Annotated in this window: 16 protein-coding genes; 8 read left to right on the top strand and 8 right to left on the bottom strand. The window is 58.6% G+C overall.

What is annotated here, in order from left to right; translation table 11 throughout:
* The first annotated feature begins 56 nt into the window (after positions 1 to 56).
* Entirely contained in the window at positions 57 to 506 is a 450-nt protein-coding gene (locus tag ACA069_RS26550; protein ID WP_187679707.1) for a c-type cytochrome, read from the top strand.
* 36 nt (positions 507 to 542) lie between these two features.
* On the opposite strand, the gene ACA069_RS26545 is transcribed toward ACA069_RS26550, so the two are convergent.
* The 5 genes from ACA069_RS26545 to ACA069_RS26525 form a co-directional block, all read right to left on the bottom strand.
* Positions 543 to 938: a DUF1090 domain-containing protein gene (locus ACA069_RS26545; protein ID WP_401272041.1), complete on the bottom strand. Its 396-nt coding sequence runs from the start codon at positions 936 to 938 to the stop codon at positions 543 to 545.
* Positions 939 to 1,035: 97 nt separating this feature from the next.
* On the bottom strand, positions 1,036 to 2,712 hold the full coding sequence (ligB, locus tag ACA069_RS26540; RefSeq protein ID WP_497615508.1) for an NAD-dependent DNA ligase LigB: 1,677 nt from the start codon (positions 2,710 to 2,712) through the stop codon (positions 1,036 to 1,038).
* 234 nt (positions 2,713 to 2,946) lie between these two features.
* On the bottom strand, positions 2,947 to 4,137 hold the full coding sequence (gene metK, locus ACA069_RS26535) for a methionine adenosyltransferase (RefSeq protein WP_497615507.1): 1,191 nt from the start codon (positions 4,135 to 4,137) through the stop codon (positions 2,947 to 2,949).
* Between the two features lie 18 nt (positions 4,138 to 4,155).
* On the bottom strand, positions 4,156 to 5,151 hold the full coding sequence (locus ACA069_RS26530; protein WP_489879340.1) for an ArsR/SmtB family transcription factor: 996 nt from the start codon (positions 5,149 to 5,151) through the stop codon (positions 4,156 to 4,158).
* 23 nt (positions 5,152 to 5,174) lie between these two features.
* Positions 5,175 to 5,393, bottom strand: coding sequence for a hypothetical protein (locus ACA069_RS26525; protein WP_401271795.1), 219 nt, complete (start codon positions 5,391 to 5,393; stop codon positions 5,175 to 5,177).
* 16 nt (positions 5,394 to 5,409) lie between these two features.
* Here ACA069_RS26525 and tkt point away from each other — a divergent pair, with 16 nt between their 5' ends.
* The 6 genes from tkt to fba all read left to right on the top strand — a co-directional run bounded on the left by tkt (position 5,410) and on the right by fba (position 11,624).
* Positions 5,410 to 7,407 carry a transketolase gene (gene tkt / locus ACA069_RS26520; protein WP_489879341.1) on the top strand — a complete coding sequence of 666 codons (1,998 nt, stop codon included), beginning with the start codon at positions 5,410 to 5,412 and terminating at the stop codon, positions 7,405 to 7,407.
* 152 nt (positions 7,408 to 7,559) lie between these two features.
* A complete protein-coding gene (epd, locus tag ACA069_RS26515; RefSeq protein ID WP_187679700.1) occupies positions 7,560 to 8,612 on the top strand; it encodes an erythrose-4-phosphate dehydrogenase in 1,053 nt (350 codons plus the stop codon).
* A gap of 12 nt (positions 8,613 to 8,624) precedes the next feature.
* The gene (locus ACA069_RS26510) at positions 8,625 to 9,788 is read left to right on the top strand and encodes a phosphoglycerate kinase (RefSeq protein ID WP_187679699.1); all 1,164 of its coding nucleotides are present in this window, start codon (positions 8,625 to 8,627) and stop codon (positions 9,786 to 9,788) included.
* A 34-nt stretch (positions 9,789 to 9,822) separates the two neighbouring features.
* Positions 9,823 to 10,044 (top strand): hypothetical protein, encoded by a 222-nt coding sequence (locus tag ACA069_RS26505; RefSeq protein ID WP_187679698.1) that lies wholly within the window; start codon positions 9,823 to 9,825, stop codon positions 10,042 to 10,044.
* Between the two features lie 56 nt (positions 10,045 to 10,100).
* A complete protein-coding gene (locus ACA069_RS26500) occupies positions 10,101 to 10,433 on the top strand; it encodes an MliC family protein (protein ID WP_187679697.1) in 333 nt (110 codons plus the stop codon).
* Between the two features lie 126 nt (positions 10,434 to 10,559).
* Positions 10,560 to 11,624, top strand: a complete 1,065-nt coding sequence (fba, locus tag ACA069_RS26495; RefSeq protein WP_003177554.1) for a class II fructose-bisphosphate aldolase — start codon at positions 10,560 to 10,562, stop codon at positions 11,622 to 11,624.
* A 67-nt stretch (positions 11,625 to 11,691) separates the two neighbouring features.
* On the opposite strand, the gene ACA069_RS26490 is transcribed toward fba, so the two are convergent.
* From ACA069_RS26490 to ACA069_RS26480, 3 genes are all read right to left on the bottom strand, one after another.
* Entirely contained in the window at positions 11,692 to 12,054 is a 363-nt protein-coding gene (locus ACA069_RS26490) for a hypothetical protein (RefSeq protein WP_489879343.1), read from the bottom strand.
* A gap of 699 nt (positions 12,055 to 12,753) precedes the next feature.
* Positions 12,754 to 13,116 (bottom strand): DUF6124 family protein, encoded by a 363-nt coding sequence (locus ACA069_RS26485; RefSeq protein WP_489879344.1) that lies wholly within the window; start codon positions 13,114 to 13,116, stop codon positions 12,754 to 12,756.
* Between the two features lie 360 nt (positions 13,117 to 13,476).
* Positions 13,477 to 14,145 carry a polysaccharide lyase family 7 protein gene (locus tag ACA069_RS26480; protein ID WP_187679692.1) on the bottom strand — a complete coding sequence of 223 codons (669 nt, stop codon included), beginning with the start codon at positions 14,143 to 14,145 and terminating at the stop codon, positions 13,477 to 13,479.
* Positions 14,146 to 14,466: 321 nt separating this feature from the next.
* Here ACA069_RS26480 and ACA069_RS26475 point away from each other — a divergent pair, with 321 nt between their 5' ends.
* Positions 14,467 to 16,590: a putative bifunctional diguanylate cyclase/phosphodiesterase gene (locus ACA069_RS26475; protein WP_497615506.1), complete on the top strand. Its 2,124-nt coding sequence runs from the start codon at positions 14,467 to 14,469 to the stop codon at positions 16,588 to 16,590.
* The last annotated feature ends 12 nt before the right edge of the window (positions 16,591 to 16,602 follow it).

Raw genomic sequence — 16,602 nt, 5'->3', positions numbered from 1 at the left:
GTGTTTATCGGTGACGCGGGGATACTGGCCGCCGATTTCCGTGACCTGAAGCCACCATGACTCTTAAACGTATTTCTGTTGTATTGCTGGCCTGTCTGACCTTGTCCGCCTGTGGCGGTGTCGATCCGAATTCTCCGCTGGGGCAACGCAAGGCGATCTTCAAACAGATGCTCAACACCGGCGAAGACCTGGGTGGCATGTTGCGTGGACGCATTCCATTCGACGGACCGAAATTCGCCGAGGGTGCGGTGAAACTCGATGCGCTGTCCCATGAGCCGTGGAAGCATTTTCCGCAGGTTCGCGAAGAAGATCACACCAGTGCCAAGGACGATGTCTGGCAAAAGCAGGCCCGCTTTCAGGAAATGGCTCGCAACCTTGAAGCGGCCACCGGTGAATTGGTGATCGCCAGCAAGGTTCAGCCTTACAAGGCCAGTAATCTCGGGCCTGCGGTGCAGAAAGTCGAAGATGCCTGCAGCGCTTGCCATAAAGAGTTTCGCGATCATTGAGATTTAAAAGATCGCAGCCTGCGATCTTTTGATTTTTTACTTATCGATCTGATCCAGTGCGTCCCGCAACTCTTTACGCGACTCGGCGAGCTTGTTTTTGCGCTTGTCGATCTTTTCCGGGTCGCCTCGCTTTATGGCTTTGTCGAGGTCAGCCTGGCGCTGGCTGACTTCGTGCTTGGCTTCCAGCACCTTGTTCTCGCGTTCCTTTTTTAGGCCTGCGTCGGTGCAATGTTCGGTGACCTCACGCAGAGCAGTTTCCAGGCCCGCCTGCTGATCGGCATTACCGCGCGACTTGGCCTGTTCGATCTGGTTGATGATGCCCTGCTTCTTGGCAGCGCAACCGGTCAGGCCCGGAGCATCTTCGTCGGCCATCACGGGAGCGGCCATGGCGGCGCAGAGGGTGAGCAGGGCGAGCGGTGCGAGAAATTTCATAAAAGCTCCATGTGCAAAGACAATCGGGTCGGTTGGGCACTGCGCTGTTGGAGCGCCTCAGTGGCCGACGGGTTCCCGGCGTGCCGGGATTGCATGTTCAGAAACCGTCAATTCCGGCGGCGTGTAAAGTTTCGCTCAAGGCTAGCACCTGCGGGTCGCGGAAGAATGCGCTCAATTGCGCCGCGCGACCGGGGCCGATGCCGGGTTCTGCCTGCCATTGTTCGGTGTCACGTTGTACCAGCAACTGCCACGAGTCAGGGAGTTGCGCCTGACCGGTCGGCGGTAAACCCAAGGCCTTGAGCCATTGGGCAAACGGCCGTTGGCGAGCGCTGTGAATACTGTGCATCAGGCGCGCGCTGCTGCGTTCGCCGAAGCCGGCAATGTTAGCAAGCTCTGGCTCGTCGAGGGTCAACCAATCCAGCAGGTAGTTCAGACGGCCTGTTTCGAGAAGTTTCTCCCAGGTGCCGCGACCGACATGCGGCATGGCCAGTCCTTGCTTGCCACTGAGCCAGGTCAGGCGGGCGAGAAACTGACTTTCGCAACCGGGTGTAGGTTGCCAGCAACTCAAGGCATGAAAGTCGCTGGCGCTGGGGATTTTGAGTTCCGCACGTTCAGTGCTATGCCATACAACGCTGTCGAGTCGCGGAATCGTCAGGCCGGCGAGACTGATTGCCACTTGATCGCCGGGGCGGATGTCCAGCTCCTGCCAGCGTTTGAGTGAGCCGGCGCTGACCCGTTTGATCTCCCGGTCATCGAGCATGACGGGCGTCAGTTCCAGCACCGGCGTGATGCGCCCGGTGCGACCGATCTTGAAATTCACTTTGCGCACTTCGGCCAGTGCCTGGGCAAATGGATATTTCCAGGCGATGGCCCAGTACGGCGAACGCGCCTGCCAACGCTCGGCGGATGGGCGCTGGCTCTGGCGCAAAACCACACCGTCAGTGGCGAATGGCAGGGGAGAGCGATACCAATGCTCGCGCCATTTTTGTGCCTCGACGAATTGCGGGACGGGATGGCTGTAGGGTTCTGTTGCGGCGAACCCCAGCGCCGCCAATCTCGATAACCTTTCAGGTAAGTCTGCTGGCCCTTGCGGCCAGTCCCAAACGAACAGCCCGATCCCGGCGGCTTGTTCAGCGCTCAGCGATTTGCGTCCCATCAGGCCGGCCACCGTGGCGCGGGCGTTGACGCTGCCGGCTTGAGCCTGAACATGCTCGGTCAGACGCCAATAGAGTTCGCCCTGCACGAGCAGATCCAGCGGTTGTTTCAGTCGCTGAGGAATAGCGCCGATCATGCGCGCCGACGCCGTCCAGTCCTGCCCGCTGACGCCGTCGCCGCGACTGATCGCTTGCTGCAAAAGTCCATCGCGATAAATCAGCGTCACCGCCACACCATCGACCTTGGGTTGTACCCATACCCCTTGGCGATCACGCAGCCAGGCTTGCACGGCCTCGGCTTTGTGAAGTTTATCCAGGCCGGTGTGGGCGATTGGATGGGCGACAGCGCCGGAGACCGTGCGCACAGGCTCGATCGTCGCTGGCGATTTGAAACAGCCTCGCCACTCGCTGAGCCGCACGCGCGACTGGTCGTAAAGTTCGTCGGCAATCAATGAGCGGCCTTCGCGGTGGTAGGCGTCGTCCCATTGGTCGAGCTGTTTTTGCAGAGCGGTGATTTCGCGTTGGGCTTGGGCGGGTGGCCAATTCGGGCATTCGGCGTAGGCGTTTAGAGTAGGGAGCGACAGCAGAAAAGTAATCAACAGGCGCAGCGTGGCATGCATCGTGAGCGTCCTTGCTCAAAGGGAATGCTTGAAGGCTAGGCGAGGTTTTTGAGTTGGGTCGGCGTGGTGTTTTGCGGAGTGTTTCAATGCGCAAATTGATGTCGCTCTTGCAGGCCTCTTCGCGGGCAAGCCCGCTCCCACAGGTTTATTCGTTTGGGTTCAGGAGTCGCATTTCAGGCACAAAAAAGCCCCGCACGGCGCAAACCGTGCGGGGCTTTTCATGCAGCCAGGTTATTACAGGCCGGCAGCAGTACGCAAAGCGTCGGCGCGGTCGGTTTTTTCCCAGGTGAAGGTGGTGAAGGTGTCTTCGCCAACAGTCTTGGTCTGCGAAGCACGGCCGAAGTGGCCGTAGGCTGCAGTTTCCTGGTACATCGGGTGCAGCAGGTCGAGCATGGTGGTGATCGCGTATGGACGCAGGTCGAACACTTCACGCACCAGTTTGACGATCTTGTCATCGCTGATCTTGCCGGTGCCGAAGGTGTTCAGCGAAATCGAGGTAGGCTGGGCCACACCGATCGCGTAGGAAACCTGGATCTCGCAACGCTCGGCCAGGCCGGCAGCGACGATGTTCTTGGCAACGTAACGGCCGGCGTAGGCCGCCGAACGGTCAACCTTCGATGGATCCTTGCCGGAGAACGCGCCGCCACCGTGACGGGCCATGCCGCCGTAGCTGTCGACGATGATCTTGCGACCGGTCAGACCGCAGTCACCTACCGGGCCGCCAATGATGAACTGGCCGGTCGGGTTGATGTGGAACTGGGTGTCTTTGCTCAGCAGTTCGGCCGGCAGCACGTGCTTGACGATCAGCTCCATCACGCCTTCGCGCAGGTCTTTGTACGACACTTCAGGGTTGTGCTGGGTCGACAGTACAACGGCGTCGATACCGACAACCTTGCCGCCTTCGTAACGGCAGGTCACTTGCGACTTGGCGTCCGGACGCAGCCAAGGCAGCAGACCCGATTTACGGGCTTCGGCCTGGCGCTGCACCAACTGGTGCGAGAAGGTGATCGGCGCTGGCATCAGCACTTCGGTTTCGTTGCTGGCATAGCCGAACATCAGGCCCTGGTCGCCGGCGCCCTGATCTTCAGGCTTGGCACGGTCAACGCCCTGGTTGATGTCGGGGGACTGCTTGCCGATGATGTTCATCACGCCGCAGGTGGCGCCGTCGAAGCCGACTTCGGAGCTGGTGTAGCCGATGTCGCAGATAACGTCACGAACGATCTGCTCCAGGTCAACCCAGGCGCTGGTGGTCACTTCACCGGCAACGATGGCCACGCCAGTCTTGACCAGGGTTTCCACCGCAACGCGTGCGTGTTTGTCCTGGGCAATAATGGCGTCCAGCACCGCATCGGAAATCTGGTCGGCGATTTTGTCCGGATGTCCTTCAGACACGGACTCGGAGGTGAAGAGGGAGTATTCGCTCATCTCGATGTTTTCCTGAATTTACCGATGGTGAGTGTCGCCAGCCGGTCGCTGAAAGTGGCGAACCTGGATCTGGAAACCATTACGTAAGCCTACATAGAGGCTTTCCCCGGGAACGAGTCCCGCAGCGGTGGCCCAACGGGCCAAATCGTCCTGTTCAAACCCCAACCACAGATCACCGCAGGCCTCCCTGGCCCAACTCTGGTTGTGGCTACATAACTCTGTCACGAGCAGGCTACCGCCCGGTTGCAGCAGGTCGGCCATGTGCTTGAGCGCTTCGGCCGGCGCGGCGAAATGGTGCAAGACCATATTCAGTACCACGCAATCGGCCTGAAGGCTGCTGCCGTTCAATGCATCGGCCAATTGCAGGCTGACGTTAGCCAGTCGTTCACGTTCACATACCTGACGCGCCAGTTCGAGCATCGCCGGGCTGTTGTCCAGCGCGGTTACGGTGCTGAAACGGCGCGCCAGTTCCGGCAGAAAAGCACCATCACCGGGGCCGACTTCAATGGCCGTGGCAGCGCCACTGAAGCTCAGTTTGTCGAGCAGGGCCAGCACGCTTTCGCGGTACTGCGGCAGGCCGGCAATCAAGTCTTGCTGGGCGCGGAATTTCTCCGCGACCCGGGCGAAAAAGTCCTGGCTGGCCGCAGCACGTTGCCCGTGCACTTGAGCGATGCGCGCCTGCACGGCATCCGGCAGCGCCAGATTGTCGACTTCTTCTAACAACGCTGCGTGCAACTTGCCGCCCAGCAGTTCGGTATGGGGCAGGGCGCGACGATAGAAAATCGCGTTGCCTTCACGGCGAGTTGCCACCAGCTCGGCTTGCGCCAAGACCTTGAGGTGGTGACTCATGCCGGACTGACCAATGCCGAAAATCTGTGCCAGTTCCAGTACACCAAACGAATCGTTGGCCAGCGCGCGCAATACATTCAGCCGCAACGGATCGCCGCCGGCCTTGCACAGGGCCGCCAGCTCGTCGCAATCGTCATGGCTAATGGAAGGCGCGCGTAAGTTCATGGGGCAGCAGTCTAGAGACGGGGTTAAATCCCTGCAAGAGCAATATCAAAAAGTTTTGATATTGCTCGATAGATGGCACTTCTCACGAGATGGTTAACTCTACAAACGAGCAGCGGAAAGGTTTCACCAACAGAAACCGCAGCTATCCATTGGAAAAACGCCTCTGCATGACTATCTGTCATTGCCCCGAGGCGCTCCGGTGAGGGAAAATGCCCTCCTTTTTTCCGTTCCAGTTTATTCACACCCAGGAGATCAGCGATGCCTAGCCGTCGTGAGCGTGCCAACGCCATTCGTGCCCTCAGCATGGATGCCGTGCAAAAAGCCAACAGCGGCCATCCCGGTGCCCCTATGGGTATGGCAGATATTGCCGAAGTGCTTTGGCGCGACTACCTCAAGCACAACCCGAGCAATCCATCATTCGCCGATCGTGACCGCTTCGTGCTGTCCAACGGCCATGGCTCGATGTTGATCTACTCGCTGCTGCACCTGACCGGTTACGACCTGTCGATCGAAGACCTCAAGCAGTTCCGTCAACTGCACAGCCGCACCCCGGGCCACCCGGAATTCGGCTACACCCCGGGCGTCGAGACCACCACCGGCCCGCTGGGTCAGGGTCTGGCCAACGCTGTGGGCTTCGCCCTGGCAGAAAAAGTCCTGGCGGCGCAGTTCAACCGTCCGAGCCACAACATCGTTGACCACCACACCTACGTGTTCCTGGGTGATGGCTGCATGATGGAAGGCATTTCCCACGAAGTCGCTTCTCTGGCCGGTACTTTGGGCCTGGGCAAGCTGATCGCCTTCTACGATGACAACGGTATCTCCATCGACGGCGAAGTCGAAGGCTGGTTCACCGATGACACCCCGAAGCGTTTCGAAGCCTACAACTGGCAGGTGATCCGCAACGTTGACGGTCACGACCCGGAAGAGATCAAGACCGCCATCGAAACCGCTCGCAAGAGCGCGCAGCCGACCCTGATCTGCTGCAAGACCACCATCGGTTTCGGTTCGCCGAACAAGCAGGGTAAAGAAGACTGCCACGGCGCCCCACTGGGTGACGCGGAAATCGCTCTGACCCGTCAGGCGCTGAACTGGAATCACGGCCCGTTCGAAATCCCGGCCGACATCTATGCCGAATGGGATGCCAAAGAAGCTGGCCGCGCGGTTGAAGCCGAGTGGGATCAGCGTTTCGCTGCTTACTCCGCTGCGTTCCCGACCGAAGCCAACGAACTGATCCGTCGTCTGAGCGGCGAACTGCCGTCCGACTTCTCGGAAAAAGCCTCGGCGTACATCGCTGAAGTGGCCGCCAAAGGCGAAACCATCGCCAGCCGTAAAGCCAGCCAGAACACCCTGAACGCCTTCGGCCCTTTGCTGCCGGAACTGCTTGGCGGTTCGGCTGACCTGGCCGGTTCCAACCTGACCCTGTGGAAAGGTTGCAAAGGCGTCAGCGCTGAAGATGCCAGCGGCAACTACATGTACTACGGCGTGCGCGAATTCGGCATGACCGCAATCATGAACGGCGTCACTCTGCACGGCGGCCTCGTGCCTTACGGCGCGACCTTCCTGATGTTCATGGAATACGCTCGCAACGCCGTGCGCATGTCGGCACTGATGAAGAAGCGCGTGATCCACGTCTACACCCACGACTCCATCGGTCTGGGCGAAGACGGCCCGACGCACCAGCCGATCGAGCAACTGACCAGCCTGCGCACCACGCCGAATCTCGACACCTGGCGTCCAGCCGATGCCGTTGAATCGGCGGTGGCCTGGAAAAACGCTCTGGAGCGCAAGGACGGCCCATCGGCGCTGATCTTTTCGCGTCAGAACCTGCAGCACCAAGAGCGCGATGCCGGCCAGATCGCCGACATCAGCCGCGGTGGCTATGTGTTGAAGGACTGCGCAGGCGAGCCTGAGCTGATCCTGATCTCCACCGGTTCGGAAGTGGGGCTGGCGGTTCAGGCCTACGACAAACTGACCGAGCAGGGCCGCAAGGTGCGCGTGGTTTCCATGCCATGCACCAGCGTGTTCGACGCTCAGGATGCCGGCTACAAGCAAGCCGTTCTGCCGTTGCAGGTCAGCGCACGTATCGCGATCGAAGCGGCTCACGCCGACTTCTGGTTCAAGTACGTGGGTCTGGAAGGACGCGTGATCGGTATGACCACCTACGGTGAGTCGGCGCCGGCGCCTGCGCTGTTCGAAGAATTCGGTTTTACCCTGGAAAACATCCTCGGTCAGGCTGAAGAGCTGCTGGAAGACTAAGTCGGACAGTTGCGTCGACTGAACTGACGCCTTCGCGAGCAGGCTCGCTCCCACAGGGTTATGCACTGCCCATGTGGGAGCGAGCTTGCTCGCGAAAGCGATGGTTCGGGCAACATCGCACTACCTGATTCACCACGGTAATCGAGAACCCCATGCCTCAACCGCGTCCTTACAAAGTTGCACTCAACGGCTACGGCCGGATTGGTCGTTGCGTCTTGCGTGCGTTGTTTGAGCGAGGCGAAAAGGCCGGGTTTGAAATTGTCGCGATCAACGATCTGGCCGACATGGCCAGCATCGAATACCTGACACGCTTTGACTCCACCCACGGCCGCTTTCCCGGCGAAGTGCGGGTCGAGGGCGATTGTCTGCATATTAATGGCGACTGCGTGAAGGTCCTGCGCAGTGCCACCCCCGAAGGCATCGATTGGGCGTCACTGGGCGTCGATCTGGTGCTGGAATGCTCCGGCGCTTACCACACCCGTGCCGACGGCCAGCGTTTCCTCGACGCCGGTGCGCCACGCGTGCTGTTCTCGCAGCCGATGGCCAGCGAGGCGGATGTCGACGCCACCATCGTCTACGGCGTCAATCAGGATTGCCTGACCGGCGATGAGCTGCTGGTGTCCAACGCCTCGTGCACCACCAACTGCGGCGTGCCGCTGTTGCGTCTGCTCGACAAGGCGATCGGCCTCGATTACGTGTCGATCACCACGATTCACTCGGCGATGAACGATCAGCCGGTGATCGACGCCTATCACCACGAAGACCTGCGCCGCACCCGTTCGGCGTTCCAGTCGGTGATCCCGGTGTCCACTGGTCTGGCGCGCGGTATCGAGCGCCTGCTGCCGGAACTTGCCGGGCGAATTCAGGCCAAAGCCGTACGCGTGCCGACGGTCAACGTGTCCTGCCTCGACATCACGATGCAGACCGCCACGGCGACCGACGCGAACGAGGTCAACCGGATCCTGCGCGAAGCCGCCACCAGCGGCCCGCTCAAAGGACTTTTGGCCTATACCGAATTGCCTCATGCCAGCTGTGATTTCAACCATGACCCACATTCGGCCATCGTCGATGCCAGTCAGACCCGTGTTTCCGGCCCAAAACTGGTGAACATCCTGGCCTGGTTCGACAACGAATGGGGTTTTGCCAACCGAATGCTGGACGTTGCAGACCACTATCTGCAAACAGCAACTTCAAAAAAACCGTAGGAAGTGCGACCCATGACCGTGTTGAAGATGTCCGACCTCGATCTGCAAGGTAAGCGCGTATTGATCCGCGAAGACCTCAACGTCCCAGTCAAGGACGGTGTTGTCACCAGCGACGCGCGTATCCTGGCTTCGCTGCCGACCATCAAGCTGGCCCTGGAAAAAGGTGCGGCCGTGATGGTCTGCTCGCACCTTGGCCGTCCGACCGAAGGCGAGTTCTCTGCCGAGAACAGCCTCAAGCCAGTCGCCGACTACCTGAGCAAGGCCTTGGGCCGTGAAGTGCCGCTGGTGGCCGATTACCTGGGCGGCGTTGACGTCAAGGCCGGCGACATCGTGCTGTTCGAAAACGTGCGCTTCAACAAGGGCGAGAAAAAGAACGCCGACGAGCTGGCCCAGCAATACGCCGCGCTGTGCGACGTGTTCGTGATGGACGCGTTCGGCACCGCTCACCGCGCCGAGGGTTCAACCCACGGCGTGGCCAAGTTCGCCAAAATCGCCGCCGCCGGCCCGCTGCTGGCCGCTGAACTGGATGCACTGGGCAAAGCCCTGGGTGCTCCGGCCAAGCCAATGGCTGCCATCGTTGCTGGCTCCAAGGTCTCGACCAAACTCGACGTATTGAACAGCCTGAGCCAGATCTGCGATCAACTGATCGTCGGCGGCGGCATCGCCAACACCTTCCTCGCCGCAGCCGGTCACCCGGTTGGCAAGTCGCTGTACGAGCCGGACCTGCTGGACACCGCGCGCGCCATCGCCGCCAAGGTCAGCGTGCCGCTGCCGGTCGATGTGGTGTGCGCGAAGGAATTCGCTGAAAGCGCTGAAGCCACCGTCAAGCTGATCGCTGACGTCGCTGCCGACGACATGATTCTGGATATTGGCCCGCAAACCGCAGCCAACTTCGCCGAACTGCTGAAGTCGTCGAAAACCATTCTGTGGAACGGTCCGGTCGGCGTGTTCGAATTCGACCAGTTCGGCAACGGCACCAAAGTGCTGGCCCAAGCCATTGCTGACAGTTCCGCATTCTCAATTGCTGGCGGTGGCGACACCCTGGCCGCCATCGATAAATATGGCGTGGCTGAGCAAATCTCCTACATTTCCACCGGTGGCGGCGCGTTCCTCGAATTCGTCGAAGGCAAAGTGCTGCCTGCCGTAGAAGTCCTGGAAAGCCGGGCCAAGGCCTGAGGCCGTCCGTCAGGCCAGGCAAAGGAGTGGTCACATGGTCAAGTCGTTAGCATTGTTGTTGCTGACCGGTACGCTGGCGGCCTGCGGGAGTAACCCGAAGGCCGAAGCGACACCGGCACCCAGCGAGTCGCAGAAGGGCTGTTATCAGGCCGACTGGCAGGCCGAAACCAACCCGGTGCTGAACAAGCGCTCGGGGCCGGACGGTCTGGACAAATACGAAGCGCAAACCCCGGCCAAGGAACATGGTTGTCCTTGACGGGTCTGACTCTTAACTCAGGGCTGGCGGCGTGCGCCGTCAGTCGAGGAACACGGATGAAAGGCTTGATCGCCATTGCGGCGTTGGCATTGTTGGGCGGTTGCGCGCAGTTGAACCTGTTTCAGTCGTCCGCCCCTACGGATAACTGGACCACCTGGACCTGCGACAGCCAGGCCAAAGTGCTGTGGCGTTACACCGATGCCGGCCAGAAAGAAGTCGATGTTCGACTGGGTGGCGGTGATCAGGTCTATCGCCTGAAAGAAGAGCCGGGCGCCTCGGGCACGCTGTACAGCGACGGCATGTTGGCGTTTCACATCAAGGGTAACGAAGGCCTGGTGTACTGGGTCGCTACCAATGACCTGATCGGCCGCGGCTGCAAGGCGCAGTAATTCAGAATTTGCTGTATCGAATCACCAGGCCGGGTCTCAACCCCCGATCTGCAATCACTTGAATAGCCGCCGCCGCTCCGGCAGGCTGGCACGATTAACGACCCTCAACCGGGAGAGACACACACAATGGCACTTATCAGCATGCGCCAGATGTTGGACCACGCAGCCGAATTCGGCTACGGCGTTCCAGCTTTCAACGTCAACAACCTTGAGCAGATGCGCGCCATCATGGAAGCCGCTGACAAGACTGACTCCCCGGTGATCGTCCAGGCTTCGGCCGGCGCTCGCAAATACGCCGGCGCGCCATTCCTGCGTCACCTGATCCTGGCCGCGATCGAAGAATTCCCGCACATCCCGGTGTGCATGCACCAGGACCACGGCACCAGCCCTGACGTCTGCCAGCGCTCGATCCAACTGGGCTTCAGCTCGGTGATGATGGACGGTTCCCTCGGCGAAGACGGCAAGACTCCGACCGATTACGAGTACAACGTGCGCGTTACTCAGCAAACCGTGGCCATGGCTCACGCTTGCGGCGTATCGGTTGAGGGCGAACTGGGTTGCCTGGGTTCGCTGGAAACCGGCATGGCCGGTGAAGAAGACGGCATCGGCGCTGAAGGCGTTCTGGATCACAGCCAAATGCTGACCGACCCGGAAGAAGCCGCTGACTTCGTCAAGAAGACCCAGGTTGATGCCCTGGCCATCGCCATCGGCACCAGCCACGGCGCCTACAAGTTCACCAAGCCACCTACCGGCGACGTGCTGGCCATCGACCGCATCAAGGAAATCCACAAACGCATCCCGAACACCCACCTGGTGATGCACGGTTCCTCTTCGGTTCCACAAGAGTGGCTGGCGATCATCAACCAGTACGGCGGCGACATCAAAGAAACCTACGGCGTGCCGGTTGAAGAAATCGTCGAAGGCATCAAGTACGGCGTGCGCAAGGTCAACATCGATACCGACCTGCGTCTGGCATCCACCGGCGCCATGCGTCGCCTGATGGCCACCAACCCGAGCGAATTCGACCCACGTAAATTCTTCGGCGCCACCGTGACTGCGATGCGCGATGTTTGTATCGCTCGTTATGAAGCGTTCGGCACTGCCGGTAATGCTTCGAAGATCAAACCGATCTCGTTGGAAGCGATGTACCAGCGTTATTTGAAGGGTGAGTTGAACGCTAAGGTTAACTGATTGATCACTGTTTCAGCGGTAATAAAAACCCGTCGTTAGACGGGTTTTTTGCGTTTGATAGAAGATCTCAGCTTTTTGTAAAGGTGATGTTGTAAGTTTTACCTACATTCGGGCCGCCGCGATCAACCCGAACGGTTCCGTCTAACTTCGAATAGTTTCTGTCAGGCGATCTCAAACTGATGCTGAACACGTTGTGTTCAGGGCTCCCTGCTTCTGCTCGAAGATTAAAGGATACGGCGGATTCATCCGTTAAATTTTCATACGTGAAACTTCCATTAACTTTGAAGCTAAGCCCGTAATACTCCATGCTGCCTTGGCTTATGTTGCCCGTCTGTGGATCTGAAGAAGTTATTTTAAGTGTGGCTTCATGGCTCTCGCCGGCATCGTATACGCGACCTCTATAAGTACCATTCGGGTTGATCTGGCCCATGGTATTTCTCCTTTATTTTTTGATGAGCAGTGAATGGGTTATTTTTCCATCCGTTTTTCTGATGTTTCGATCCTGAGGTTATGAGGCGGCATGTAATTCGTCACCTGTCAGAGTTGACAGGTGTAGAGATGTTTTTGCGATGAGTGGCCCGTTAAAAAGAAATAAGCATATTGTGTGGGCTGGTCAAAAAGTCTGGAAAAAGTAACTAAGCAGGAAGCGTGAAAGGGATAAATTTATTTCGTCATGATTCAGTCACTGTTATTGCGAAAGTGTGAATGCTGAGGTGAAATTCAGGATTAACTAAGCCTGAGCGCTAACCCGCTTATTCAAGAAACCCGCCGAGAGGCGGGTTTCTTGTGGATGGCTATTGAAGCATCCAATGCATCGAGATTCTGAGCTTTTGGGACTAATCGATGTTGGGTTTATTTCAAATGAGTATTACGGACTGTCAGATCTGACAGTGGACGGCCATTGGTGATGCTCACAAAATGAAACTTCACCTTGTGATGGAGTACACATCGATGGCTACTAAGGATGTAACACCAAAAGGCGCGGCACCCGGCACTCTTCCAGTTGATCCGAAACCGCAACCCGAAAACCTGATCAAATCCAGAGGTCCGGCACCTGTTAAACTTCCGAAAGACAGCAAGTAAGCCTGTCATCAGAGAACCCGCATAAATGCGGGTTCTTTTTGGGTGACTACTCCTTCAACTCAACATGATCCAGCGCCTGATTCACCGCCAGTTCACCGAGCATGACCACCTGCGCGATGCCCAGCGCTGTCTTGCGGTGCGAGGTGTCGAGCATCGCGGCGAAGTTGTTGAGCATTTCGCTGGCTGAACTCAGGGTTTCGCTAGCGTTGGCCAGCAGGGATTCGGTGTTGTACTTCGGGTTGGCGAGGTACATGGCCTCGGGTTCGTGGGTGCTGGCCATGATGGCTGCGGCGGGGTTGAGGTAGTGGTCTAGGGCGCGCTCGGCGGCGTCGTGGAATCTTTTTGAGTTGGGGGATTCGTAAGGGGATGCCGGATCTGTGACCGGCGGATGAGGCGTTGATTTGATCATTTGCTGAAAACTCCTGATGGAGCCGCTTCGCCTTCTCTACTAAAAGAAGGGTGGCAGCTGTGCGCAGGTTAGTAGACCGGGGAGTTATTCAGCATTAACCGGCGCGCCGAAGCGCCCTGCACACAGCCACCATCAAGTCAAACAGCAATAGCCGACCGATGCGCTTTGCGCATAACTGAAAAACACCTCGGGCTACTAAACCCGATCACTGGAAATCAGTGACGCGGATCAAGTTACCGATGGCCCTCCAGGCGCACAAGCCGGCGGATTCTGGCGTACCCGTAGGCAACGACGCAAGCTGTTGTAGGCATCCGGAAGTAACCGCCGACCGATCTAAACAACGCCGTTTAAATGCGGGGATTATTTGTCGTGATCGATATCGAGTTTGCTAAACGTCACCTGCCCACCCTCACTCGTGTACCCCGTATTGTCCTGCACATAAACCCCTGCCTTGAAATACAGCGGCTTGTTGCGCCACGTCGCGCTGATCTGCGAATCCCACTGATAACCCGCCGCACTTACGCCCAGTGCGCCGCCCGGGCTTAAGTGGATGAGGTAGTTGAATTCGCGATCGAGTTTGACCCCGGTGGCGAGGGTGATGACGCGGCTTTCGTCGTCATCGGGATGCATGCGAACTTTGATCACCAGGTTGCCGGTTTCGGTTTTGGTCTTGTACTGGTATTCGAGTTTGAGCATCGGCTTCTGGCTTTCATAGGCGTGGATCTGGCCGATGACGATTTTGCCGGAGCTCGGCACTTTGTTGACCGTGAGGGTCGCGCGCAGCAGGTTGTCGGCGTCGGGGTAGTACCAATTGCGCAGGGTGCCGTTGCTGTAGGTTTCGCGCAGTTCGGTGCGGGGGTAGATGGCGTTTTCGGTTTTTGACCCGGTCACCGGTGACCAGAAGAACAGGGTGCCGGTGTCGGAATGGAAGTACTGATCCTTGAAGCCTTTCACCAGTTTGGAGGTTTCGACGGTGTATGGCGGGCTGCCAACGGGAACGCTGAGGTTCCAGGTTGCGAGATCGATCATGTCGGTTCTTCCACTCAATTTTCGCTGCACGCGCGTGCCAGAAGCTCTAGCCCGCGCGTTTTGGGGCGGCCTTTATAAGCGTAGAGGGATTTTTTGTTAACCGCCGTCCGGCGGACGATTGACGTCAACATCCTGTCGAAATGCCATCTATCCCGGTTTTAGCGGGCTACAGGAGTGACCGTTAGTCGGCTAAACCTGCCATTGGTTAAATGATGGCCTGATGACAGCTACTGCTTTTGTCGATCCGCGACTAGAGTGATGGCTCAGTATGTGTACGGTTTTAACCGGAAAACCGCCTGTGGTCCCGATAAGAGAAGCAGCATGGAATGCGCGCAACCCCAGCCAGGTGAAGGCAACTCTGTCCTTTTGATCGTTGATGATTACCCTGAAAACCTGATCAGCATGCGCGCGTTGCTGCAGCGTCAGGATTGGCACGTGCTGACCGCCGCCTCCGGTTTCGAGGCGCTGAATATCCTCCTCGAACACGACGTCGATCTGGTGCTGCTGGACGTGCAGATGCCGGGCATGGACGGCTTTGAAGTCGCGCGACTGATGCGCGGCAGTCAGCGTACGCGGCTTACGCCGATCATCTTCCTCACCGCTAACGAACAGTCCCAGGACGCCGTGATCAAGGGCTACGCCAGTGGCGCGGTGGATTACCTGTTCAAACCGTTCGATCCGCAGATTCTCAAGCCCAAAGTGCAGGCGTTGCTTGAGCATCAGCGCAATCGCCGGGCCTTGCAGCGCCTGAGCCGGGATCTGGAATCCGCCCGGGCCTTCAATGCTTCGGTGCTGGATAACGCCGCCGAGGGCATTCTGGTTTTGGGCGAGGACGGCTTGATCCGCTTTGCTAATCCGGCGATCTCACGGTTGCTCAATGCGCCGGTAAAGGAGTTGGGCGGTAAGGAGTTTCTCGATTACCTGCAGAAACCGCACATTCCCGTGTGGGCCGATTCCGAATTCCGTACAAGCTATCAGCGCGGCGAAACCCTGCGGCTCCACGATGCGCTGCTGCGCACCGCGCCGGGTCAGCAGGTGCCGGTGGCGCTGTCCTGTGCGCCGTTACCTTCCGAACAACAGGCGATGGTGGTCACGGTGCTGGACATGTCGGTGGTGCGCCATCTGCATCAGCAACTGGAATTTCAGGCCGTCACCGATCCGCTGACCGGTTTACTCAACCGTCGCGGTTTCTACCAGACCGTTGAGAACCTGCTGTTGCGCGGTGAGCGCAGCGACAGCAGTTGGGTGCTGCTGTATCTGGATCTGGACGGCTTCAAACGGGTCAACGACTCCCTCGGCCATGATGCTGGCGACCGTGTGTTGCGCTGGGTGTCCGAGCAGTTGAAGGCGTGTCTGCGGCCGTTCGATATTCTCGCGCGAATGGGCGGTGATGAATTTACCGCGTTGCTGGATCTGGAGTTTCCCGAGCAGGCGGCGAAGATTGCCGAGAAACTCATCGAACGAGTGTCGATCTGTCAGCAAATCGAAGGGCTGGATATCGCGCTGGGCGCCAGTATCGGTATCGCGACATACCCTGATTGCGGATCGAATCTCGACGGTCTGCTGCGCGCCTCTGACATTGCCATGTACGAAGCCAAGCGTGCCGGGCGTCAGCAATATCGCTTTTACGATCATGAAATGAACGGCCGGGCGCGTTCGCGTCTGATGCTGGAAGAGAGCGTGCGCGCCGCCATCGAAAACCGTGATTTCAACCTGGTCTATCAACCGCAGGTAGCCATTAATAGCGGCCAGATCCGTGGGTTTGAGGCGTTGTTGCGCTGGCAGCACCCGAGCGTGGGTGATGTGCCGCCGGGTCTGTTTTTGCCGTTGCTGGAAGAGGCGCGGCTGATCAGTCGTCTCGGCAGCTGGATTTATCATCGCGGCGCCGGCCAGCGCAAAGCCTGGGAAACCTTGTTTGCCGAAGATCTGGTGCTCGGCGTGAGTTTGAGCAACACCCAGTTCAGCCTGCCGAATCTGGTCACCGAGTTACGCCAGGTCATGGAGCGGCATTCTTTGCAGCCACGGCAACTGGAGGTCGAGGTCACCGAAGAAGCCTTGATGCAAAATCCGGACGAAACCCGCAAACAGTTGCGCTTGCTGCGCAATCTCGGTGTGCGTGTGGCGCTGGATGACTTCGGCTCCGGGCCTTGTTCACTGGCGCATCTGCGCGATCTGGAACTGGACACGCTCAAGCTCGACCGGCACCTCATCGCCCGATTGCCTGATTCGTCGCGGGACGCTTCACTGGTGAGCACAGTCATCAGTCTGTGCAAGCAGTACGGTTTGCTGGTGATTGCCGAGGGTGTCGAGACCATCGAGCAATACCAATGGCTGCAAGCTCACGGCTGCGAATATGTGCAAGGCTTCCTCGTCGCGCGTCCATTGATCGCCGAGGATGCTGCCAGCTTCGCCGAGCCGTTTGACTGGAGCGCGTTGCCCGGTTGAATTCGCTACACT

This window comes from Pseudomonas sp. LBUM1652, from assembly GCF_059716105.1.
This window is presented reverse-complemented; position numbering and strand designations above follow the sequence as displayed.